Genomic DNA, 22699 nt, shown 5'->3' with positions numbered 1-22699 from the left:
CCAATAATCATGCGCTATCACGACCACGGCTCCTATAAAACGGCGAAATTGAAAAAGCCGACAGAGGAAGAACAGAGCGACTGGCTCATCACCTATGCCGATGCCATGACCCTGATTTTAGGGTTCTTCGTGCTGATACTGTCGATTTCGATTATCAACCAAGGCAAATTTGAAGAAGTTTCCGAAGCCCTTAATCAAGGCTTGCTAAAAAAAGAGCAGGAAAACCAACCCTTAAAAGACCTTAACGCCAATTTGAAATACACCCTAATAAATCACGATATCGCGCCGGAAGCGGCATTAGAACTTGGTGACAACTACCTGAAAATCAATCTACCGGGAAATGTGCTATTCGCCACCGGCTCAGCCGAACTCGGTAAAGATTCCACACAGCTACTGGCTGATATTGCCAAGAATATCCAAACCTTCGAATTGCCCGACTACAATATCGAAATCGAAGGCCACACCGACAATATTCCGATCAGCACCACTCGTTTTCCATCCAACTGGGAACTTTCCTCCAGTCGTGCCATTAGTGTTTTACGGGTATTTCTAGAGCAAGGCATCGACGGCAATAAACTCAAAGCCATCGGTTATGCAGACACCCGCCCGAAAGTCCCAAATCTCGATAACACCGGCAATGGCATTCCAGCCAATCAACAACAAAACCGCCGCGTAGAAATCAAAATTACTCGTAATTTCTGATTATCAACCACTTGTGATTTTTAACCACGAAGATCACGAAGAGTTTTGAATTGGATTAACTGCCATAAAAAAGGCACAGAGTTGCGGAAACGTAGTCTAAGAAATAAGACTTTTAGCCAAAACATTCAGTGTTAAAACTAGCCACACTAAAAAACGAGATTTTTATTTCAAGGTCAAGGCAAGTTTTAGCAACTATTTATAGCTTAGGTTTTAAGCCAGAATTTTTCTTCAGCATCGCGGCAAATCTAAGCGAGACGCAAGAAAAAACAACCACACAAAGAAATGAGATTTTTGCCTCAAGGTCAAGGCAAGTTTTGGCGACGTGTACAAGTAGTACACGAGCCGAAACTTAACGCAGAGATTGGGTCAAAAAGACATTTCCCCAACTATTCTCTATGATAGGGGTGGTTATTGATTACCGACCACGCTCGATAAATCTGTTCGGCAACCAGAATCCGTACCATCGGATGTGGCATTGTGAGTTTCGACAATCCCCACTTCCACTGCGCTTGTGCTAACAGCGAAGCGTCTAGACCATCCGGCCCGCCGACAATCAAAGCAATGTCTTGTCCGCCGCCAAGCCAGTCTTCCATTTTATCGGCTAAGCCTTTGGTGGTGACTTGCTGACCATGCTCATCGAGCGCAATCAACCTCGCCCCTTTCGGAACGGCATCCAAAATACGTTTGGCTTCTTCCGCTTTCATCTTGTCAACGGAATTAGTCTTACCGCGATTGGCCATTGGCAATTCAACCAGTTTTAAACTGCATGCTTTCGGTAGACGCTTGGCGTATTCGTTATAGCCGTCTTGCACCCATTTCGGCATTTTCTGACCAACGGTAATAAAGTGAATAACCATAATCGAACGTGATTATTCTGCCGAACCGGTTTGCTCTGAAGCAGATGCTTGCGATTTGATATCCCAAAGCTTTTCCAACGCATAATGCGCACGCGCGGCTTCGGTCATGATATGGACAATCACATTACCTAAGTCGACCAGTACCCAATCCGGCTGAGGGCCTCCCTCAACACCTAATGGCGGCTCTTCGGCTTCTTTAAACGCCTTCTCTAAATGTCCGCCCATCGCTCGCACGTGCGTAGTCGAAGTACCGGTACAAACAATCATCAAATCGGCAAACGAACTAACACCTTCGATGTCAATTACTTGAATATCACGACCTTTACTGTCATCCAGAGTGGTCACCGCCAGCTCTTTAACTTGTTCTAACGACATAGCCATTATTATTGTGTTCTCCTTGAACGTTAAGAATCTTTGGCAAGCGCGCCGTAAAGACCCTGTTTCTGAATATATTTACAAACTCGATATGGCGTCAGATAATCCGGTAACACGCCCTGCTCAATATCCGCACGAATCGCCGTCGAACTGATAGCCAACTGAGTTATCGCCAATTCCATTACCTGACCGCACGCTTCGCTAAACTGTTTAACTTCTCTCTCAGCAAATAACTTAGCTTCAGCGCCATGCAAATCGAGCTTTTCGCCCGGACGGTGCATCACGACCAAATTGGCCAAATTGAGAATCTCTTGCCAGTTATGCCACGAGCAAAATTTAGCATAAGCATCAGTGCCCATCATCAATACCAGACTGGTCTGTTCATCGGCAAATTGCTGCTTTAACTGCGCCAAGGTATCGACCATAAACGACGGGCCGCCACGGTCAATTTCAATGCTATCGAGTACAAACTGCGGTTGCGCTTCGATTGCTAATGCAATCATGTCACAACGCTGCCTAGCGGATACACTCGGTGTACCGCGATGTACCGGCTGATAGCAGGGTACAAAACGCACCTGCTCCATACCGACCTTTTGCATTACTTCCAAGGCAGCACGCAGATGACCATAATGAATCGGGTCAAAAGTACCGCCATTAATGCCAATAAAACGCATTTTATTTACGGATGGTTCCATCGCCTAAAACGATATATTTTTGCGAAGTTAGACCTTCCAAGCCAACCGGTCCACGCGCATGGAACTTGTCGGTACTGATACCGATTTCCGCCCCCAAGCCGTACTCAAAACCATCCGCAAAACGCGTTGACGCATTGACCATTACCGAACTGGAATCGACTTCCGCCAAGAAACGACGCGAGGTGCTGAAATTCTCGGTAATAATCGATTCGGTATGCCCTGAGCTGAATTGTGCAATATGATCCATTGCTGCATCGACATCAGTCACCACACGAATCGACAAAATCGGCGCAAGGTATTCGGTTGCCCAATCATCCTCAGTTGCTGCCTTGGCATCGATAATCGCACAAGTCTTTTCACAACCGCGTAGTTCAACCTCTTTAGTCGCATACAGCTCTGCAAGCTTAGGCAGGATTTCTTGAGCACGTGATTCAGCGACCAGTAGCGTTTCCATTGCATTACAGACACCGTAACGATGCGTCTTAGCATTGAACGCCACATCTAGCGCTTTCTGCTCGTTGGCATCAACATCGATATAAACGTGACAGATACCATCCAAATGTTTGATAACCGGCACACGTGCGCCCTGCGAGATACGCTCAATCAGCCCCTTGCCACCGCGAGGAATAATCACATCGACATATTCCGGCATGGCAATCAGATGACCAACCGCTTCACGATCTGTGGTTTCCAAAACCTGAACCGCCGTTGCTGGCAGGCCGGCTTTTTCCAAGCCGGCAGCGATGCATTTTGCCAAAGCTTGGTTAGAGAATTTCGCTTCTGAACCACCGCGCAGAATCGCGGCATTTCCCGATTTCAAGCATAAGGCAGCCGCATCAACCGTTACATTTGGACGTGATTCGTAGATAATCCCAACCACACCCAAAGGCACGCGCATCTTACCGACCTGAATCCCCGAAGGACGGAACGACATATCGGAAATTTCACCGACTGGATCTTGCAAACCGGCAATTTGACGCAAACCTTCAGCCATACCGGCAATCACGCCGTCAGTCAGAGCCAAACGATCCAACATCGCCGCATCCAAACCATTCTCTTTACCGGCCTGTAAATCCTTAGCGTTTTCCGCTTGCAAGGTTTCCGCCTGAGCTTCAATCAACTCCGCAATCGCCAGTAAGGCGCTGTTCTTCATATTGGTATCGGCACGTAATAGTTGACGCGAAGCCGCACGGGCTTGTTGCCCCAAATCGATCATGTACTGTTCAATATTCATCTGTAAACTCTATTTTCTATAATCTCTTAAGAAGCAATCTTAATCACTAAATCTTTTAAGGCCGACCAGACTTCTTGGTCGCTATTATTTGGGTCGATACCTTTGATTTTTAAATCCACTTGCAAAGCCAACTGCAAATACGCCTGCCAAGCTTGATAACCTTGTCGTTGCATAGCTTGACGATATTGCGCTTGGTTAACCTGCCAAACCCCACACTGCTTAAAAGCTTGCGGCAAAGAAACCTGCTGCGCCAACAGTTGTAACTCTGACAAGACGCGCAATTCACGGCTTAACAGCCACAATATAATCGGCGCTTCAATACCTTCTTGCTGCAAACGTTGCAGAATCTGCAAACTGCCGTCACGCTGCCCTTTTAGCATCGCGCCACTCAAAGCGAACAATTGATAATGCGCCTGATCGACCACATTTTGCAGAATCATCTGCGCATCAACCAATTGTAACTGGCCGCTACTCGGCGGCAGTATCAACGACAACTTAATCAACTCTTGGTCAGCCGCCAACAGATTACCTTCGGTACGTTCCGCCAATAAGCTAGCTGCTTCTTGATCAAGCTGTAAGCCCAAAGTCTGCGCTCGCTGCGCGACCCATTTCGGCAGAGCATCTTGTGTTACCGGTTTGGTTTGCACTACCAATCCAGCAGCCTCAATCGCTTGTACCCATTTGCTCTTCACCTGACGGTTATCAAGCTTTTCGCAAAACAGCAAAAGCACCATTTCTGCCGGCAAATTACTTTGGCTATGATACTGGCAAAACTGCTGAATAAAGGCTGCGCCATCTTTACCCGGCGATCCTTTCGGCATATTAACCACTAAAAATTGGCGGTCGGCAAACAGCGAACCCGATTGAGTCTCCATCTGCAAGGCTTGCCAATCGAAACCGGCATCGACTTCAAATATTTCGCCGCTGATAAAACCTTCCTGCTTTAAACGCTGACGAATGGCATCACTGCAATCACGCAAGTACAGCGGCTCTTCACCATAAAACAGGTAGATTGGCGCAAGATTGAACTGTGCACTCTGGACTTGGCTTAGGAAAGCTTGAGCAGGAATCAAACAGCGTTACCTTGGTGTAGCCATAAACTGAATGCGACGCACAATCTGCTCGGCGATTTCAGTCGCCATCTGCTGATTGATTTCATACAGCTCTTGGTTAGCCGCCATCAATCCTTGTGGATCCATCTGACGGTCACGATAAGCAAAGGCTTCATCGCTAAACAGCACTTCACCTTTCAGGTTCAACACTTGGTATGGCTGCACCCAACGGATGAATTCTGCGGTGGTTTCACCGACCACAGAAATCGCAGTACGTTTGTTCTGCTTCTGGGTGCTACTCAATACCAAAAACACTTCTTGAGCCATCTGCTCATTAGAAGCATTTGTTAGCGGCACAACCGTCTGTACACTTTGCAAATCAATGGTTTTAGGCAAAAGTTCGGCGATGCCTGACTTAATACCGCTGTCGGCATCCGGTTCGGCGCGTAACGAAATCAATTGCAACTGAGCGTTGGCAAACTCACCATCGCTACCACGCAATTGAAAACTACAGCCGCTAAGCTGGACACTTAACAAGATTGCCAGAACGGCCAGCAATCCGGTTTTAAATAGGCTTGTTCGCATTTTATTACCCTTTTACCACCAAGTTGACTAAGCGTCCCGGCACATAGATTTCTTTCACGAGATCTTTACCCTCAATGAACTTTTGCACCGCTTCATCGGCTTTCGCTGCCGCAAGAATGCTGTCTTTATCGGCATCGGCCGCCACTTCGATTTTACCGCGTAGCTTACCGTTAACCTGCACCATCAATTCGATTTCCGATTTAACCAGCGCTGATTCATCAACATCCGGCCAGTTAACATCAACCACAAGTCCGTCATTACCTAGCGATTCCCATAGAGACTGTGACATATGCGGAGTCATCGGCGACAGAATCAGCACCAAAATCTCAATCGCTTCTTGCATCAAGGCTCGGTCAGCATCATCATTCACATTAAACTTGCTGATGTCATTCAACAGTTCCATACAGGCAGCAATCGCGGTGTTGAATGTCATACGACGACCCATGTCGTCAGAAACTTTCTTCAAGGTTTCATGCAGTTTCAAACGCAATGCTTTGGCGTCTTTGCCTAGACCTTCCGAGCTCGTACAAGCGGCAACCGGACCGGCTTCAACATGGCTATGCACTTGACGCCAAACACGGTTGATAAAGCGCGAACAGCCTTCCACACCTTTATCCGACCATTCAAGCGTTTGCTCCGGCGGCGCCGCGAACATAATGTACAGGCGCAACGTGTCTGCCCCATATTGTTCAATCAGTGTTTGCGGGTCAATACCGTTGTTCTTCGACTTCGACATTTTAATAATGCCGCCATACTGAACCGCCGTACCGTCTTCTTTCAGCTTACCGCCGATAACTGCACCTTTGTCATCCATTTCCGGCTCGACATCCAGTGGCGAATACCAGGTCTGTTTGCCAGACGCATCTTCTGTGTACCAGCTGCTTGCCAAAACCATTCCTTGCGTCAATAGGTTCTTGAACGGCTCGTCGGTGCTCACCAAACCTTCATCACGCATAACCTTGTGGAAGAAGCGCGCATACAACAAGTGAAGAATCGCGTGCTCAATACCGCCGATATATTGATCAACCGGTAGCCAGTGATCGGCAGCTGCTTTATCCAACATGCCAGTCGTACAATCTCGCGACGTGTAACGTGCGTAGTACCAAGAGGATTCGAAGAAAGTATCGAAAGTATCGGTTTCACGCTTCGCACGACCGCCACACTGCGGACAAGTACAGTTTTTGAATTCTTCCAATTTTGCCAACGGTGAACCAGCACCATCTGGAACCAAATCTTCCGGCAGACGCACCGGCAATTCTTCTTCCGGAACCGGCATGACGCCACACGCCGGGCAGTAAACCGCAGGAATCGGGCAGCCCCAATAACGCTGACGAGAAACCCCCCAATCACGCAGACGGTAGTTGGTTTTCTTCTCGCCCATCTCTTGTTCGTGTAGCACTTTCGCCATCGCTTCCAGCGCGTCGTTTGACTTAAGACCATCAAACTGACCAGAGTTGAACAAGACACCTTTTTCGGTCATCGCGGCTTCTGAAACATCAACCGACTCTTCACCTTCCGGCAGGATTACTGCATTGATTGGCAGATCGTACTTTTTCGCGAATTCATAATCACGCTGGTCGTGCGCCGGAACCGACATGACTGCACCGGTACCATAGCTCATCAAGACAAAGTTAGCCGCCCAAACCGGAATGATTTCGCCGGTAATCGGATGACGAACACGCACGCCGGTATCGACGCCTTTCTTCTCCATAGTCTCGATATCCGCTTCCGCGGTCGAAGTATGGGTACACTCTTCCATAAAGCGCTCTAGCGGCTCGTTATGGATTGAGGCTTTATGCGCTACCGGATGATCCGCAGCAACCGCAAGATAGCTAACGCCCATCAAAGTATCCGGACGAGTGGTATAAACTTTCAAAAACTGGTTTTCTTTGCCTTCAATCGGGAAAGAGATTTCCAAACCGGTCGATTTACCAATCCAGTTTTTCTGCATGGTTTTAACCTGTTCCGGCCATCCTTCAAGCTGGTCGATGTCTTGCAACAGCTCTTCTGCGTAGTCGGTGATTTTCACAAACCACTGCACAATGTCTTTTTTCTCAACCGGCGCGCCTGAACGCCAACCTTTACCGTCGATAACCTGTTCGTTTGCCAGAACACACTGGTCGACCGGATCCCAGTTAACCTGAGACATCTTGCGGTAAACCAACCCTTTCTTCATTAACTGAGTAAACAACCATTGTTCCCAACGGTAGTATTCAGGATGACAGGTCGCCAGTTCACGGCTCCAATCAAAACCAAGACCCAAAGACTTTAGCTGGTTACGCATATAGTCGATATTCGAATAGGTCCACTCCGCTGGCGCACGATTGTTTTGCATCGCCGCATTTTCTGCCGGCAGACCGAATGCATCCCACCCCATCGGCTGTAGAACATTTTTGCCTTGCATACGCTGGAAACGTGAAATTACATCGCCAATCGTGTAGTTACGCACGTGCCCCATATGCAGCTTTCCGCTTGGATACGGAAACATTGATAAACAATAAAATTTCTCTTTGTTATCGTCTTCCTTAGCAACAAAAGTTTCGTTGTCATCCCAGACTTTCTGAATTGCGGCTTCCAAATTTTTAGGTTGATATTGCATGTCTGCCATGGCTTGTCTTGTAGTCCTTTTACCGATTTTATGCTGTTTGGCGGCACTGAAAAAAACATGCGCTCACGCAAACAAATATGTCGTAGCTATGTAAAAATTAATAAGTTCAGTATTATATGGGAATAAGTTCAAAATCTGGGAGAAAAAATGAGCGTCAATAAAATGTTAAAGGCGTACCGTACTCTGTTTAATTACGCCAAAGAAAAAGCAATCATTGCCGAATACCAGACTTGGCAGCATTTAGGGCATGCGATTGAAAAAGCCGAACAGGCCGACCACGATTTGGCGGACTTAACCGACAAAGAATTCAACCAAGTCCAGAAAGACCTGCACGCCGATATGATGCAATTGGCGGAATACTTAACCGATGTTGAACAAGGCGTTAAAGAGTTCTTGTATATGGACTTGCCGGTACTGGAAAAACTGTTAATCGATAAAGCTATGAGCCTTTCCGATCCGACCGCGATAACTGTTTTGCGTATGCGTATCGCCGCAGCGATGGACGAAAACCATCCAATGTTTGATAAACCACATTAAGGATAAAAGCGACTCACGTCATTCCGCGCTTGACGCGGAATCCCGCAAAACTCAGATGCCGGATCAAGTCCGGCATGACGCAACAGTGGCAATCCAACATTCATTTAAACCTTGCAAGATCGCCGTACTTCGCTCGCGATGACGAACACCCGCAATTATCTACGCTTAAAAAGCAATCTTCCACCAAGCGTAAACAGCAATAGCAAACCAACCAGTAATAGAATCGGTAGCCACTTCCATTCTGCATAAGGCGTTAGGCCTTGATAAGGCTGTATTTCACTACGCAAAGCGTCCAATTCATACGGTGGAATTTGCGCTTTGATTTTACCATCGACACCAACTATCGCAGTATAGCCGGTATTGGTTGCACGAGCGATTTCTCGCCCTAATTCCAGCGCACGCATCTGCACATCTTCAAGCTGTTGATGCGGCTCTAAAGTATGCGCAAACCAAGCATCATTGGAAACGGTAATAAAGTAACTTGCTTCCGGCAACTGTCGAGCCAACTCTTCACCAAACGCCATTTCAAAACAGATGCTTAAACCAGCTTTTTGTCCACCGATTAATAATGACGGCTGGTTCGGATCACCGTGCGAGAAGAAAGAAAACGGGATATCAAACAAATTCGCCAAGGGAGCAAACAGATTATGAAACGGGAAATATTCACTAAACGGTACTAGGTGACGTTTGTGATAGCGTTGCTCCAAATTCCCAAGATTAACGATTGCGTTATAGACTTTTTCATCGTCCGGCTCTCCATCAACCACACCGGCAACAATGTCTTTTTTAAACAATTGCGCATCACGGATAAACGTACTGAGCGCACCTCTTTCAACAACAGACAGATAGCTAGCGATAGCGGTTTCCGGCCAAACAATGACATCCGCATCAAGATTGGCTTTAGTCAAAGTCACGTAACGCTCCAAAGAAGGCGTTAGTGCCTTAGAACTCCACTTAATCTGTTGCGGGACATTGCCTTGAATTAACGCAATATCAATCGGCTTGCCCAATGGCTGCACCCATTGAATCTGTTGCAAGAGACCGCCGACCGACCACAACACACAGATTAAAACGCTGCTTAAAATCCAACTACGCTTTACATATAACAGAACCAAAGCGCCGGCTGTCACCGCGACCGCCCAACTCATGCCCCAGACACCAAACACAGGCGCATAGCCATCCAGCCAAGAACCTAAATGACTAACCCCAGCAAGCAAAAACGGGTAACCGCCAAACAGAGAACTGCGTAATAACTCAAACAATACCCATAACACAGGGAAAAGCCCAATTAGAGCGAGGGTTCGACTACGCTTAAGCTTGACAGCCAAATAACCGGCAGCAGTCAAGAATAGCCCGTGATAAACCACCCAACCCAAAGTTAATAACACCGAAACCGGTAGCAACACTTCGGAATAGGAGTACATACTTTTGAACAACCAGCTCAAACCGAAGCCGAAAAAACCAAGCCCGAAGTAAAACCCTATTTTGGCGCCATCACCTGCCGCTGGCGACTGTTGCCATAGATAAAATAAACCGGCTATCGTCAGCAACATCAGCGGCGAGAAATTCAGCGGCGCAAAAGCGGTGACCGATAAAGCACCAAGAAAAAAGGCGATTAAATGCGATTTATTTGGCTTCAGTTTCGAACCCGCTCTAACAATCGGTGCCAGCACACGCTTTAACAATTTCACTGTATCTCTCTTTTCTGAATTTCAAAAAAAACGGCCAGAGATTATCTGACCGTTTTCGACACGAACCAGCTCGGTAATCAAACCGCCTGTTGGACAATATCGTCTTCGCTTTCTTGTTCGGCTTTAGCCGGGCGGACTTCAAACATTTCAACACGACGTTCGCTTGCCTTGGTAACGCGAATCACTATCCCATTCACAGCAAATTCTTCATCAACCATTGGCACATGACCAAACTGGATTGCTAAGAAACCACCAATAGTTTCCGATAACTCTTCGTCCAAATCCAACTGAAAGAACTTATTAAACTCTTCCAAAGTGGTTAAGGCACTAACCGAGTAAATTTCACCGGCACGCTTCTGAATGTTGGCACTCTCTTCTTCATCATGCTCATCTTCAATTTCACCGACAATCTGCTCAATCACATCTTCAATGGTCACCAATCCGGCTAATTCACCGTATTCATCGACCACTAACGCCATGTGATTACGACTCTCTTTAAAATCACGCAGCAAAACATTTAGACGCTTACTTTCCGGCACGAAATTCGGTTCACGATAAATGGATTTCAGGTCATCCTTACTCGCCAGCTCACCTTTAACCACTGCACGAAAAACGTCCTTCGCCAATAGAATACCGACGATTTTGGTATCCAAAATCACCGGATAACGCGAATGCGAGCTTTCCAGCATTTTATCCAGAATCTCTTCCAGCGTTTCTTCCGCATCAATCAATTCAATCTGCGGACGTGGAATCATAATATCGCGAACGCGAGATTCTGAGACTTCCAAAACACCTTGGATCATCGCTAGAGCATCTCCATCGATAATCCCCTGATGATGCGCATCTCGCATCCCTTCCACTAAATCTTCTCGACTCTCCGGTTCATCCGAAAATACTTTACTCAGACGTCCTAACCACGAAGAGCCGCTACTACTGTCACTCATTAATGAATGTCACCTTTTATTAAAAAATTACTTTTATACGCACGACTTTTGGTCTTGCGCATAAGGGTTTTCATACCCTAAATCCTGCATGATTTCGCACTCGAGACTTTCCATCTCATGCGCTTCTTCATCCTCTATATGGTCAAAGCCCTGCAAATGCAAGGTGCCATGTACAATCATATGTGCCCAATGCGATTCCAATGATTTATTTTGCTCTTTTGCTTCATCAATAACGACTTGTGCGCAGACAACTAAATCACCTAAATACGGCAGTTCTTCACCCAATTCCAACAATCCAGGCGGCTGCTCAAATGGGAATGACAACACATTGGTTGGTTTATCTTTACCACGATAATCACGATTCAATTGCTGACTTTCGTTTTCATCAACGATGCGCACCACCATTTCCACTTCCTGATAGGCATTGTCATTTTGCAGAGCAGCTTGCGCCCAACGTTGGCATTGCTCTAATGTCGGCATAGGCTGTTCGTCAATCGCCCACTGCAAATCTATTTCTAACATGACCGCCTCCGTCATTCCGGTGATTTCGCTAAAGAATTTTCTTTCTGCTGTTTGGCTTTACTCTGCTTACGGTCATAACGGTCGTAAGCATGCACAATTTTCTGCACCAGACGATGACGAACAACGTCTTGTGTCTGATAGAACGTAAATCCAATACCTTCTACCCCTTCTAGCACTTCAATTACATGACGCAAACCGGACTTCTGATGTCGTGGTAAATCACACTGGGTAATATCCCCAGTAATCACCGCAGTCGAACCAAAGCCAATCCGCGTCAGAAACATTTTCATCTGCTCTGTGGTAGTATTTTGCGCTTCGTCGAGAATAATAAAGGATTCATTCAACGTTCGGCCACGCATAAAAGCCAAAGGCGCCACTTCAATTACGTTCTTTTCCATCAAACGTTCGACGGTTTCAAAGCCCATCATTTCAAATAAAGCATCAAACAGAGGACGTAAATATGGATCAACTTTTTGCGTTAAATCACCCGGCAAGAAGCCAAGTTTTTCACCGGCTTCAACTGCCGGGCGTGTCAAAATAATACGACGGACTTTTTCGCTTTCTAGCGCTTCAACCGCGCAAGCGACCGCCAAATAGGTTTTCCCGGTACCGGCCGGACCAATGCCGAAATTGACATCGTGCTCCTGAATGGACTCAATGTAGTCGCCTTGATTCTTATTACGGGTCTTAATGGTTTTGCGGCGCGTCTTAATCAAAACCTCATCACCAACCGCTCGCGCATGGTCGTGCCCATGTTCATGTAACACCATATGGACCGCTTCCGGCACCAAGGTCTCTTTTTCAGTAATCTGGAACAACTCGCGAAGCACTTCTTCCGCTTTATGCACGCGCTCTGCCAAACCGGTAATGGCAAAGAGAAATCCACGATTATTAATTTCCACGCCTAAGCGTAATTCAACCTGCGCAAGATGCTCATTTTGCCAACCGCATAAATTTTGCAGGCGCTCGTTGTCTTCAGGTTGAAGCTGAAACTGAATGGTGTGCAGTGCTGTCAAAAACCGACCTCATGGTAATGAAATTCAGAAAAATAAATTTAAAAAGCGTGTAGAAATAAACAACGCCCAAAACTGGGCGCTCAATCATGCAAAACGGGATTCGACTTGCTATGGATTTATTAAATACGTATTTACATCAATTTACAAGGCATGAAATTGTTGAGTTTCGTATTTATCTGCTTCCGGGGTAGCAACAATCTCACCTTTCAACGAGTTGGTGTAGGCTTCAGTGATTTTGACATCGATAAACTGACCGATTAAATCTGGCGAGCCTTCAACATTTACCACTCGATTATTCTCGGTACGGCCGGCAATTTCAGTGAACGAATTACGCGACAGACGCTCTACCAGAATGCGTTGCGTTGTACCAACCATCGACTCGGAAATTTCCGCTGTCTGTTTGTTCAGCAATTCTTGCAAGTGATAGAGACGACGCTTTTTCTTTTCCATCGTCTCCTCATCAGGGAACGCCGCCGCCGGCGTGCCTGGACGTGCAGAATAAATAAAGCTGAAAGAGCGGTCATAATTCAACTCTTCAACCAGCGCTAAGGTTTCTTTAAAATCATCACAAGTCTCACCAGGAAAACCAACAATAAAGTCACCCGACAGGCTTAAATTTGGTCGCAAAGCACGAATTTTACGAATCGTCGATTTATACTCAATCGCCATATGATTACGCTTCATCATCGCTAAAACACGATCCGATCCGGTTTGAATCGGCAAGTGTAAATGTGAAACTAATTCCGGTACCTCGGCATAACAATCAATCAATGACTGGGTCATTTCATTCGGATGCGACGTAGTGTAACGAATACGGTCGATACCGTCGATTTCACGCATCGCATGAATCAATACCGCTAAATCAGCAATCTCACCGTCTTCCATTTCTCCGCGGTAGGCATTCACGTTTTGCCCAAGCAGGTTGATTTCACGCACACCTTGCTGCGCAAGGGTTTCAATTTCTCGCATCACATCTGCGAACGGGCGACTAACTTCTTCACCACGAGTATATGGAACCACACAGAAAGTACAGTATTTAGAACAACCTTCCATCACCGAAACCATTGCTGAAACACCATTCACTTCCGGTTCCGGCAAATTATCAAACTTCTCAATTTCAGGGAAGGTAATGTCGATAACGGCTTTTTTCTTCTTGATGGAATCATCACCACGCACACGCAAGGCTTCATCAATCATTGCCGGTAAACGGTGCAAGGTTTGTGGCCCGAAAATGACATCAACACTCGGCGCTCGCTGACGGATTACATTCCCTTCTTGCGAAGCGACACAACCGCCCACCCCAATGACACGATTCGGTTTTTTCGCCTTCCACTTCGACCAACGACCTAATTCAGAAAATACTTTTTCTTGCGCTTTTTCACGCACTGAACAGGTGTTCATCAAGACAACATCCGCCTCATCCGGACTATCCACCAACTCAAGACCGTAAGTCTTCTGCAATAGACTTGCCATCTTGTCGGAATCATATTCATTCATCTGACAGCCATAAGTAATGACATAAAGACCGCCATCAAAAGGGGTATCGGTTTGAGAAGCGTGCGCCATGAAAAAACTCTCGTAAGTTAGCCAGCCGCCTAATTTCGCTACTAAAAATGCAAACTAGGTGATTGAAATTACACTAAAAATTAAGGACGCGTATTTTAACACAGCGAAAGCGAAATACTAAAAATTAGAAGGGGGTTTTAATTGCCAATAAAAAACCCGCCAAAGCGGGTTCTGAGTTATTTTGATTTAATCAAAATTTAGATCTCTAGACAAATATCCAAATCAACATTAGTACCTGAGCCATAATTATCAAACCTTACAACGCCAGTAGTTCCATCACCATCATCAAGTTTAGAATCCATACCAGTAGCAATTAACTCTGCATCCTCGTCTGTAATATTAGTAATACAAACTTGGTTTTTTCCAGTAATAGTTCCAGATCCATTTGCAGCGCTTGCTACGTAACCAGCTGCAAAAATTCCACCCCACTCTGTAGAAGGATCTTCGGACTTTAAAAAACCTTGTTGTGCTAAATCATAGAAAAAATCAGAACCATCTGTTGAAGCAGCCGTGCCAGCTACAACTGTCGAAAAATTAATTTGCCCGTCTTTACCATTCGTAGCATCACCATCCCCAGGATAATAGCCTGTTCTATCACGATATGCATAGGCTGCGGCCTGGAGCCCTACCAGTGCATCAGTATCAGCTTTAATTTTTGCTGAGTTAATCATTTCCTGCCCCTTTAGAACACCACCGAGTAGCAAACCGATAATTACCAATACAATTGCGATTTCAACAAGTGTAAAACCCTTTTGGGCATTTCTTTTCATCTTCAATGATTCCATTGTCCAATCCTCACTCAATTTATAAGCATTTCCCTTGCTTTGACACCAACCCAATAAAATAACGAAACGCATCTCGGCAAGAAACTTACATTCAATTAAACATAAACAAACGATTTAAAACAAGCACTATTACTTAGACCGTAGCCAAAAGTTAATTCTAGATAACAAACCTAAAAACCACCTGTTTATCTGATCATAGAACTGGACGCTTAAACAGGTAAATTTCTTTTAAAAAACCACAGAAATTCGAACTAAGCTTGCATTTTTGGAAGAGACAGTATGAAACCAAAGTGTTGACTGCCTTGTTGAAACTTAATTTCTCCTGAAACCTGCTTCAACAATTCACGAGCGAGAAACAGTCCCAAACCTAAACCACTTTCACTTGTTGTCCAAAAGGGTTCAAACATACGTTCTGGAAGAAGCGTCACTCCTGGAATATTACGGTTTTGAACTTGAATCTCAACCATATTAGGCTGCGCATTGTCCGCTACATAAACCGTTAAATCATTACCAACATTATGATCACGGAAGTTACCCAATACATTTTTAAAGATTTCAAGCACAAGCTCTTGACGCATAGTCACTTCCGCAGAACCCAAAACTTTACACGGCAAATCATACATATGCACCACTTCGTTCAGAACCTCACTAACATCAAAAGTCGCTTCTTTTTCTTGAGAAAGGCTCGGGTCTTTCATGGTTTGAATCGTTTTTTGTGCGCGCTGAGCCATAGCCGGCAAAGTCTTCTTAAGACGATCTGCTAAGCGGATTTTATCCTTATCTTCTTCGATCCTCTCGACCTGCGTACTGAGTAAATTGATAAACTGGGCAATATTTTTAATTTCATGCTGGACAAACATTTGGTACCGTTCCAAGCGCTTTTGCGTGGAGGTTACTTGTTCTTCTTTCAAAATCATGTCTTGTTCAAGAATATTGAAAAAGGTCTGTAGAACTAAATTTTCCATTGAGCCTTCTCGCAGAACTTTCTTAGGCAAGCGTAAAATAACATCAAACGCCATCTGCCCGTACTCAAGCTGCTTAAACTCCTGCGTGCACTTACATTCAGTAGACTCACCTAAAAGAATTTGCTTATCTTCACCAAACCATCGAATTTTTGCCGCCAATTGGCTCACACCGATGGAATTAAGAATTGGCCATGCTTTGCGAAAGAAATTAATCGAATCATGTTCAAGCTTGTGATTTAAGGAATGAAGTTCACTTAGGGCAAGACTTAAATTACGAATTTTGCGAATATAAAGAAGGCCAAGAACGGCACTGGAAAGGAGAATAGCGGTACCAAGTACCGCGCTTGCAATCTCGACTGAAGTCACTAATTTCGCCCAATGTATAGAAAGGTTTACTGCCCTTCGTATTCAGGGCGCTCGATATTGTATTTCTTGATTAGATAATACACGTTTTCGCGTTTAAGTCCCAGACGTCGCGCAGATTCATGCACATTAAAATTAGTATCTGCCAGAACCTGACGAAGCATTTTTTCCTCCGCCTGATTACGAACAGGCTTAACACCTTCACCCATTGGAGCATTAATCTGCATTTTTTGAATGCCTTCATCACTACGCAATTTTTGATTCTGCTGAAAGAACAGTCTTGCACGCTTAACGGCTAGTACCAAAGCAGACTCACTGATGGGCTTCTCAAGAAAGTCAAAAGCGCCTTCTTTTAACACTTCATAAGAGGTTGCCTGAGCATCCTGGCCAGTCAAAACAATGACTAGCGTCATTGGATGATAAATGCTGATCCAATTAAGAACATCAACGCCCTCTTTGGTCGTATGTTCGTGTGGAGGCATCCCCATATCTAGAATCACAATCGGATATTCAAAATTGTCAAAGGCTGCTTTCGCCGTCGCCTGCGATTCCGCTTCATCGACTTCATAACCTTCTGACTCTAGTGCAAAAGCTACCATGCCGCGCAATGCTGGATCATCATCCACTAATAAAACTTTAATTGATTCGCTCACACGAATTCTCCAAATTTTTAAAATATTTACAACTAAGTAGTTTAACCTAAAACTTTGAGCTTGCTAGCTATTTAATAGCTTGGCCTATGGAATCGAAGAATAAGCTTTTTAGTTTTTCAATTGAATTTCATTGAAGTTTCTAAATTTACCTGAATTATCCGATGCACTTTCACCTATCAGAGTTTCAAACTCTTCTAAAGTCATATTTTCTACCTCTAAGGTGTTGTTACCAGACTCACCATCAATTATCGCATTAACTCCAAAACTTAACTCGCCAGAACTTGCTGTAAAACGCATCGTATCATTACCATCCCCCATATCAATTTCACCGTCCATTACGGAACCATGAAAAGTCAGAGTATCGTTATCGCTTTCTTTGTTATCCTTTCCTCCGGAAGAAACCACGGCACCATCAGAAATAGTTCCGTAAATATCAATCGTATCATTCCCATCACCGGCATCAAATGTACCAGAAACACCTGACTGAATAATAGAAATATCAGACCCCGTTCCCATGGTTACAATTCCAATAATAGAACCTTCCACTGTTAACCGGTCATCACCATCACCTAAGTCGGCATTACCTCCTGTAACGACACTGCCTTCCAAATACAGCCGGTCATCACCATCTTTTAAGTTGACTACAGCCGACAAATCTCCTGCTTCATCCGCTACCCCATCACCATCTACATCCAATATCTCTCCATCTTCACCCTGCTTAGCTCCGATATAAAATGAGTTATCTTCACCATTACCAACATTCAAATCATTTGCATTATCAACATTTCGTAAATAGATGACCTCATAACCTCCATAGTTTGGACCATCCTTACTTTCTAAATTGAAGCTATTAAGACGATCAAGTACTTGCTGCTTAATTTCATAAGCTGAAATTGTGACCATTTGATCATCGTAAACACCATCCGAAAAATAATTTTTTAACAGATAGAGATCATCGTTACAATTTTCCTCTTCCAAAGCTCCCCAATTACTACCATTACATGAGGATAGAGTTATACCGTTGCCATTTTCATTAAAAGCAACAATCACAGCTGGAATATCTTCAACTTCAATATCTACTGCGGGAGAAGCGCTTGAACAAGACACTGCCGTTTTCTTACAAACTACGTAATTTTTATTTGCCGTTGCAGGTGTCTGGCTAGTTGGAGGAGTATCTAACCCAAACAAGGGAAGAATAATTGGAATTTCATAATTACTAGGTTTATTTGTATTTGCTTCCGATGTCACATCCTGATTAGCAAAATAGCTAGGCTCAAATTCACCATACAGTTCATCAGTCGCGATCCCTGTTACAGCGACAATTTGAGCTTGATCAGTGACATCTAAAGTCACTCCATATGCGAAGACATTTCCGTAATCGTCACTAGAATCAGCCAATGACCGACCAATATCAACATAAGGCACTGTTCCTTTCGCTGAACTACAGGCCTTATTGTCTGCGTCACGATTCTCCCGACCATCTCCATCCGTGTCAGGACAAGGCATATGATAATTAACCATCACGAAATCGAGAGTTGCTCTCTTTGTTAACTCAAGGTTATTTTTGGTATGGTTTTGCCTTGCGTTATCTAAATATGCTCCAATTGTTGAAACGCCTCCACCAATAAGCAATCCAACAATCATTAATACAATAGCAATTTCCACCAAGGTAAAACCCAACTGCATTTTTTCTTTAAATTTAAACGAAATCATTTAAACCTCCTTGATGTAATCATTGCTTTTTTAGCTTGATAGATTGTGATCGGGGTTATGTAGTCTCGATTCAAACCTTTTTCATTTTTAATAAAAGCATTGTCATCATTACAATTTTCCACTTCATCGCCAGAACCTCCGATACAACTTGTAACGTTAACTGAATCACCGTTAGCGCCCCAAGAAATAAAAACTGCAAGAACCCCTGCATCTTCAACATCACCATTCTCGGCGACCAAAGACAGTTCATCAGTTAAAGGAGTGTAAATCGTTCCAAAAGGTGCATAGTCACCATTTAAAGATGCCCCTGACCAAGAACCAGAAACTGAGCCTGATGCAGCAACAAGATCGGCACAGTAACCTAAAGTATCACAAGAAAACTCATTAGAAGTGTTACATATTTGCAAACTCGAATCATTGAGAGTACCACTCCTTCCAAAAAAACTGGCTGTTTCGCAGATTGCAGATGTTTTCGTAACATCCGTTGCCGTTGAAATTACTCGGTAATAATAAGAGTTACCCCAGGCATCAACTGATTTTGTCCCCAACTCTTTAAACGGTAAACCGCCACTTTGCACCGTGCAAGCAATACCGCTTGGTGGATCTTCGAATCCATCACCATTAACATCTGGACATGGAAGACGAAAATTCACTGAAATATATGTTTCTAAGGCTCCCTGTATTAGTCTATTTTCATTAATCTGTGCAATACGTTTATCAGTATCAAAAACAAGCTTAAATAAACCATTAAACATGACAATCAGTATGCCGAGGACGACCAGAGCAATAGCAAGCTCAAGTAAAGTAAAACCTCTTTGCCGACTTGATCTTATGGGCATACTGCACTCCATTCATACCAACTATTGGGATTGCCTTCCCAAAAAAACCAATTTTGTGCGTATTTCCAATCATCAACATTAATTACACCATCAACGGGGTCTACATCTAAGCTAAGGTCAACCGAATACCCCTGATAAATGGGGTCTATATCAGTCGTTTCATCATTATCTGAATCAGCATTATCATTATCAATGTAGCCAGCATAATTTCGCGTAAAACGTGCCCGCTCTCGACAAACCCTTCGCGCAACAAGAGGGAGCCAATTTTGTTCATACGTTAATACGACTAGCTTATCGATAGTTGGATCTTCAGAGGTAATACTCGAATTTGGAATACTGTAAAAGAAATTTCCGTCAACTCTAGTAACCTCATTCAATTTATTGTCGCTACCAGGATCAACAAGTATTGCAACAATCCCTGTCGCCCCATTGAGGGTTAGAGAACCCGAACCGCCAATTGCTATCGTTTGAGGTGTTAGAGGAGCAAACCTGCCAGTTTCATCAATTACGCTAGTAGCGTTAGTGGCGGGGAGGCTTTCATTATCACCATAATCCTTACTTGGTAAAACAAACCTTCTATCCACAAAATACAAAAGCTTCCTCTCTGCACCAAAAGCAAATAAATTACCAAGACTAGTATTACTTGCAATTCTTGGCAAATACCCCCATAGCAACATATTTGCATCACCAACAATACTTCCCACTGGATCAGCACCAGTACTGCATGTATCCCAATCAGCGATACCATCGGTTGCGACTGGCTCTGTGACACTACCTCCAACCGCACCATCTGGACAAGGGAAGTAACCTGGTCCAATAATTGGTTCATCAAATCCGGATAATGACTGGAGGTGGTATAACTCTGGAGTCAAGAGGGCGAATTGCATGAGTCGATCTTTTGCCTGCTTCAATTCAATAAATTCTGACTCAATTTCTTTACTCTTAAAATTTCCGATTATTGTCCCATGCTTGGAAGAAATCCATAAAGCGGCAACAATAGCAATCACAGTAACCACTAAAATCACAGCAATGCCGGACTGAGACGTTAGAGACTTACCTTGAATACGTGCGCGCATAAAAATGACCATACAGAAAATAGCGTAATATTCATAAAGTATAGTCCATTTCACAATAAAGCGAAATTGACCTTAAATATCAACTCTGGCATTTTGTAAATTTTCATTCAAATGCGCCGCGTTTTATGAGAGCCATTTTGGCTTGATTGACAGTGATCCATTGAACATAATCTTTGTTTTCACCAGACGGGTTGAAGATAAAAGTTCGGTCGCCATCGCAATTTTCATGCTCTTCGACCGGTTGGCTTTGGCACAATTGGTCATTCATTAAATCTCCATTTTCACCCCAAGAAATAATGACAGCAATAACCCCCTCTTCCACCAAATCGCCATGCTTATCTTCAAGAACAAGATTATAGCTACCAAGCCTTGTACCATATGGCGGAGTATTTAGATGAAAATATGGAGCAAGTGAATTGGGATTACTATCTACGAATAATATTGGTCGAGGATCAATATCATTAACACAAGCTTGCTCACAAACATCATCACAAGTAGAGGACGCCGAATTATCTGCACAGTAAAATTGATGGGAACTGGGGCAAAACCATAGGTCTTCAAAGCCCCGCAAACCATGCCGCCCAAAAACACTGGCTGTTTGACACATTTGATTAATATAAATATCCGATTCCGCTCGTTGGTGCACTCGATAGTAATAAGGTCGACCCCATGCATCTGTCGCCGATAAATCTAAATCCAAGTATGGCAAACTACCTTCCCGATTTGTACAGACTGAAACACCATTACGGATTTGGCGATCTTCACGACCATCACCGTCAACATCAGGGCATGGAAGATGTAAATTAACTCTTAGATAAGTCTCCATCCTCTTTTCAATTGCAATTTGTTTAGCATTTTCAAGACGTGGCGCCTGTAATTTTGCGTCAAACTCAAAACCGCTAACAAGAAATGAAGAGATAACTGACAACAAAAACAAGCTGATCGCTAATTCAATCAAGCTAAAACCGTTAAAACGTTCTACATTCTGCATGAATTTCGCCAGCCTGAACCGCTCGGATTATATAAAGCATGGTAGTCATTCAGCCAATGCTTTTGATCATTCGCCAACTCTGGATAGTTATTTACCGTCTCGTTTCGACGCATCAAACTGGAACATACTCTGGCAGACATCAAAGTATTCCACTCATCTAATGTAATACCTATTATCCGATCTACCTCCTTATTTCCATTCAGCATATATTTTGGAGAAACAAAATTAAAATCCCCATCGGAGTTTCTAACATCCAGCCCATCACTACCTGCATCGATAATCAATAGAACATATCCAACCACACCGTTTAACGTTAATCTCGGTCGATCTTGTAGCAATATAGATTTATTCAATGGAGCAAAGCGCTTTAATCCATTATTTACATAATAGCCATTTTGAAAACTAAACCTTTCATCAAGAACGTAAAAGTAACGTTGTGCAGGTGCAAAGTAGAATTGACGACTGACAATTTTCTGCGGCACATATCCCATACAAACAGATGAACCATTGCAACTTTCACCACCGCTATTATTAAGAGGGTCAGGTACAAACCCGGTTTGATGTGAATTGCTCACGAGAGGTAAGTAAACATTACCGCAACTCGTCTCACCGCCCAGCAATATTCCATCTCCATCTAAATCAGGACAAGGAAAATACCCAGGAGCAGGAATTTCCGAAGAATCAAGTAACTGAGAAGCGCTATTAGTGAGATAAATTTCAGGCTGGAGAACGGCAAAGCGTAAAAGTCGTTCTTTTACTTGCTTGAGTTGATACAACTCATGTTTAAGCTGCTTACTAGAATAATAGGAAATTGCGCTTTTGAAATAGTTAGTAGAAACCAGTCCAGCGACAATCACCAATACAGCAACAATGAGTAATAGCCCATAACCTTTTTGCTTCAAACAACGCATAACAAAACCCGAATCAAAA

22 protein-coding genes are annotated in these 22699 nt (G+C 44.1%); 2 read left to right on the top strand and 20 right to left on the bottom strand.

All coding sequences use genetic code 11. The features are described 5' to 3' along the window. Window positions 1-9 precede the first annotated feature (9 nt). Window positions 10-702: an OmpA/MotB family protein gene (locus J3998_RS05235; protein WP_208148417.1), complete on the top strand. Its 693-nt coding sequence runs from the start codon at window positions 10-12 to the stop codon at window positions 700-702. Window positions 703-1088: 386 nt separating this feature from the next. Here the strand turns inward: J3998_RS05235 and rlmH are convergent, their stop codons facing one another. Genes rlmH through leuS form a run of 7 tightly spaced genes read right to left on the bottom strand, consistent with a single transcriptional unit; the run spans window position 1089 to window position 8108 of the window. Then, window positions 1089-1559 carry a 23S rRNA (pseudouridine(1915)-N(3))-methyltransferase RlmH gene (rlmH, locus tag J3998_RS05230; protein WP_208148416.1) on the bottom strand — a complete coding sequence of 157 codons (471 nt, stop codon included), beginning with the start codon at window positions 1557-1559 and terminating at the stop codon, window positions 1089-1091. A gap of 12 nt (window positions 1560-1571) precedes the next feature. Further along, entirely contained in the window at window positions 1572-1940 is a 369-nt protein-coding gene (gene rsfS, locus J3998_RS05225; RefSeq protein WP_341829249.1) for a ribosome silencing factor, read from the bottom strand. 23 nt (window positions 1941-1963) lie between these two features. After that, window positions 1964-2629 (bottom strand): nicotinate-nucleotide adenylyltransferase, encoded by a 666-nt coding sequence (gene nadD / locus J3998_RS05220; RefSeq protein ID WP_243750604.1) that lies wholly within the window; start codon window positions 2627-2629, stop codon window positions 1964-1966. Beyond that, entirely contained in the window at window positions 2610-3863 is a 1254-nt protein-coding gene (locus tag J3998_RS05215; protein WP_208148415.1) for a glutamate-5-semialdehyde dehydrogenase, read from the bottom strand. Before J3998_RS05215 ends, nadD begins: the two co-directional genes overlap by 20 nt. 26 nt (window positions 3864-3889) lie before the next feature. Next, window positions 3890-4936, bottom strand: a complete 1047-nt coding sequence (gene holA, locus J3998_RS05210; protein ID WP_208148414.1) for a DNA polymerase III subunit delta — start codon at window positions 4934-4936, stop codon at window positions 3890-3892. Between the two features lie 6 nt (window positions 4937-4942). Beyond that, window positions 4943-5500 (bottom strand): LPS-assembly lipoprotein LptE, encoded by a 558-nt coding sequence (locus J3998_RS05205; protein WP_208148413.1) that lies wholly within the window; start codon window positions 5498-5500, stop codon window positions 4943-4945. A gap of 4 nt (window positions 5501-5504) precedes the next feature. After that, entirely contained in the window at window positions 5505-8108 is a 2604-nt protein-coding gene (leuS, locus tag J3998_RS05200; RefSeq protein ID WP_208148412.1) for a leucine--tRNA ligase, read from the bottom strand. 147 nt (window positions 8109-8255) lie between these two features. Here leuS and J3998_RS05195 point away from each other — a divergent pair, with 147 nt between their 5' ends. Further along, window positions 8256-8645, top strand: a complete 390-nt coding sequence (locus J3998_RS05195; RefSeq protein ID WP_208148411.1) for a zinc ribbon-containing protein — start codon at window positions 8256-8258, stop codon at window positions 8643-8645. 155 nt (window positions 8646-8800) lie between these two features. On the opposite strand, the gene lnt is transcribed toward J3998_RS05195, so the two are convergent. From lnt to J3998_RS05130, 13 genes are all read right to left on the bottom strand, one after another. Beyond that, window positions 8801-10336, bottom strand: coding sequence for an apolipoprotein N-acyltransferase (lnt, locus tag J3998_RS05190; RefSeq protein WP_341829248.1), 1536 nt, complete (start codon window positions 10334-10336; stop codon window positions 8801-8803). 77 nt (window positions 10337-10413) lie between these two features. After that, window positions 10414-11280 carry an HlyC/CorC family transporter gene (locus J3998_RS05185; protein ID WP_208148410.1) on the bottom strand — a complete coding sequence of 289 codons (867 nt, stop codon included), beginning with the start codon at window positions 11278-11280 and terminating at the stop codon, window positions 10414-10416. Window positions 11281-11313: 33 nt separating this feature from the next. Beyond that, window positions 11314-11802 (bottom strand): rRNA maturation RNase YbeY, encoded by a 489-nt coding sequence (ybeY, locus tag J3998_RS05180; protein ID WP_243750603.1) that lies wholly within the window; start codon window positions 11800-11802, stop codon window positions 11314-11316. Between the two features lie 11 nt (window positions 11803-11813). Then, complete coding sequence (locus J3998_RS05175; protein ID WP_208148408.1) at window positions 11814-12818, bottom strand: PhoH family protein; 1005 nt, start codon at window positions 12816-12818, stop codon at window positions 11814-11816. A gap of 141 nt (window positions 12819-12959) precedes the next feature. Then, window positions 12960-14384: a tRNA (N6-isopentenyl adenosine(37)-C2)-methylthiotransferase MiaB gene (miaB, locus tag J3998_RS05170; RefSeq protein ID WP_208148407.1), complete on the bottom strand. Its 1425-nt coding sequence runs from the start codon at window positions 14382-14384 to the stop codon at window positions 12960-12962. Between the two features lie 197 nt (window positions 14385-14581). Continuing rightward, the gene (locus J3998_RS05165) at window positions 14582-15169 is read right to left on the bottom strand and encodes a prepilin-type N-terminal cleavage/methylation domain-containing protein (RefSeq protein WP_208148406.1); all 588 of its coding nucleotides are present in this window, start codon (window positions 15167-15169) and stop codon (window positions 14582-14584) included. Between the two features lie 251 nt (window positions 15170-15420). Continuing rightward, on the bottom strand, window positions 15421-16500 hold the full coding sequence (locus J3998_RS13480; protein WP_208148405.1) for an ATP-binding protein: 1080 nt from the start codon (window positions 16498-16500) through the stop codon (window positions 15421-15423). Window positions 16501-16526: 26 nt separating this feature from the next. Continuing rightward, complete coding sequence (locus J3998_RS13475) at window positions 16527-17150, bottom strand: response regulator (RefSeq protein ID WP_208148404.1); 624 nt, start codon at window positions 17148-17150, stop codon at window positions 16527-16529. Between the two features lie 108 nt (window positions 17151-17258). Continuing rightward, on the bottom strand, window positions 17259-18863 hold the full coding sequence (locus tag J3998_RS05150) for a type II secretion system protein (protein WP_208148403.1): 1605 nt from the start codon (window positions 18861-18863) through the stop codon (window positions 17259-17261). After that, window positions 18860-19702, bottom strand: coding sequence for a type II secretion system protein (locus tag J3998_RS05145; RefSeq protein WP_208148402.1), 843 nt, complete (start codon window positions 19700-19702; stop codon window positions 18860-18862). The genes J3998_RS05150 and J3998_RS05145 overlap by 4 nt, the downstream gene beginning before the upstream one ends. After that, window positions 19693-20778: a hypothetical protein gene (locus J3998_RS05140; protein ID WP_208148401.1), complete on the bottom strand. Its 1086-nt coding sequence runs from the start codon at window positions 20776-20778 to the stop codon at window positions 19693-19695. Before J3998_RS05140 ends, J3998_RS05145 begins: the two co-directional genes overlap by 10 nt. 103 nt (window positions 20779-20881) lie before the next feature. Then, the gene (locus J3998_RS05135; RefSeq protein ID WP_208148400.1) at window positions 20882-21769 is read right to left on the bottom strand and encodes a type II secretion system protein; all 888 of its coding nucleotides are present in this window, start codon (window positions 21767-21769) and stop codon (window positions 20882-20884) included. Further along, window positions 21757-22680, bottom strand: coding sequence for a hypothetical protein (locus J3998_RS05130; protein ID WP_208148399.1), 924 nt, complete (start codon window positions 22678-22680; stop codon window positions 21757-21759). Before J3998_RS05130 ends, J3998_RS05135 begins: the two co-directional genes overlap by 13 nt. Between the last annotated feature and the right edge of the window lie 19 nt (window positions 22681-22699).

Origin of the sequence: Thiomicrorhabdus marina (assembly GCF_017571465.1) — a bacterium.
Lineage (GTDB): Bacteria > Pseudomonadota > Gammaproteobacteria > Thiomicrospirales > Thiomicrospiraceae > Thiomicrorhabdus > Thiomicrorhabdus marina.
Note: the sequence above shows the minus strand (reverse complement) of the source record. Positions and strands in the feature narration are given on the sequence as shown.

What these genes read in the sequence shown, in the direction of transcription:
- J3998_RS05235 (WP_208148417.1), top strand. Translation starts at nt 10, where the DNA reads ATGCGCTATCACGACCACGGCTCCTATAAAACGGCGAAATTGAAAAAG.
- rlmH (WP_208148416.1), bottom strand. Translation starts at nt 1,559, where the DNA reads ATGGTTATTCACTTTATTACCGTTGGTCAGAAAATGCCGAAATGGGTG.
- rsfS (WP_341829249.1), bottom strand. Translation starts at nt 1,940, where the DNA reads ATGGCTATGTCGTTAGAACAAGTTAAAGAGCTGGCGGTGACCACTCTG.
- nadD (WP_243750604.1), bottom strand. Translation starts at nt 2,629, where the DNA reads ATGGAACCATCCGTAAATAAAATGCGTTTTATTGGCATTAATGGCGGT.
- J3998_RS05215 (WP_208148415.1), bottom strand. Translation starts at nt 3,863, where the DNA reads ATGAATATTGAACAGTACATGATCGATTTGGGGCAACAAGCCCGTGCG.
- J3998_RS05205 (WP_208148413.1), bottom strand. Translation starts at nt 5,500, where the DNA reads ATGCGAACAAGCCTATTTAAAACCGGATTGCTGGCCGTTCTGGCAATC.
- leuS (WP_208148412.1), bottom strand. Translation starts at nt 8,108, where the DNA reads ATGGCAGACATGCAATATCAACCTAAAAATTTGGAAGCCGCAATTCAG.
- J3998_RS05195 (WP_208148411.1), top strand. Translation starts at nt 8,256, where the DNA reads ATGAGCGTCAATAAAATGTTAAAGGCGTACCGTACTCTGTTTAATTAC.
- J3998_RS05185 (WP_208148410.1), bottom strand. Translation starts at nt 11,280, where the DNA reads ATGAGTGACAGTAGTAGCGGCTCTTCGTGGTTAGGACGTCTGAGTAAA.
- ybeY (WP_243750603.1), bottom strand. Translation starts at nt 11,802, where the DNA reads ATGTTAGAAATAGATTTGCAGTGGGCGATTGACGAACAGCCTATGCCG.
- miaB (WP_208148407.1), bottom strand. Translation starts at nt 14,384, where the DNA reads ATGGCGCACGCTTCTCAAACCGATACCCCTTTTGATGGCGGTCTTTAT.
- J3998_RS05165 (WP_208148406.1), bottom strand. Translation starts at nt 15,169, where the DNA reads ATGGAATCATTGAAGATGAAAAGAAATGCCCAAAAGGGTTTTACACTT.
- J3998_RS05150 (WP_208148403.1), bottom strand. Translation starts at nt 18,863, where the DNA reads ATGATTTCGTTTAAATTTAAAGAAAAAATGCAGTTGGGTTTTACCTTG.
- J3998_RS05145 (WP_208148402.1), bottom strand. Translation starts at nt 19,702, where the DNA reads ATGCCCATAAGATCAAGTCGGCAAAGAGGTTTTACTTTACTTGAGCTT.
- J3998_RS05140 (WP_208148401.1), bottom strand. Translation starts at nt 20,778, where the DNA reads ATGCGCGCACGTATTCAAGGTAAGTCTCTAACGTCTCAGTCCGGCATT.
- J3998_RS05135 (WP_208148400.1), bottom strand. Translation starts at nt 21,769, where the DNA reads ATGCAGAATGTAGAACGTTTTAACGGTTTTAGCTTGATTGAATTAGCG.
- J3998_RS05130 (WP_208148399.1), bottom strand. Translation starts at nt 22,680, where the DNA reads ATGCGTTGTTTGAAGCAAAAAGGTTATGGGCTATTACTCATTGTTGCT.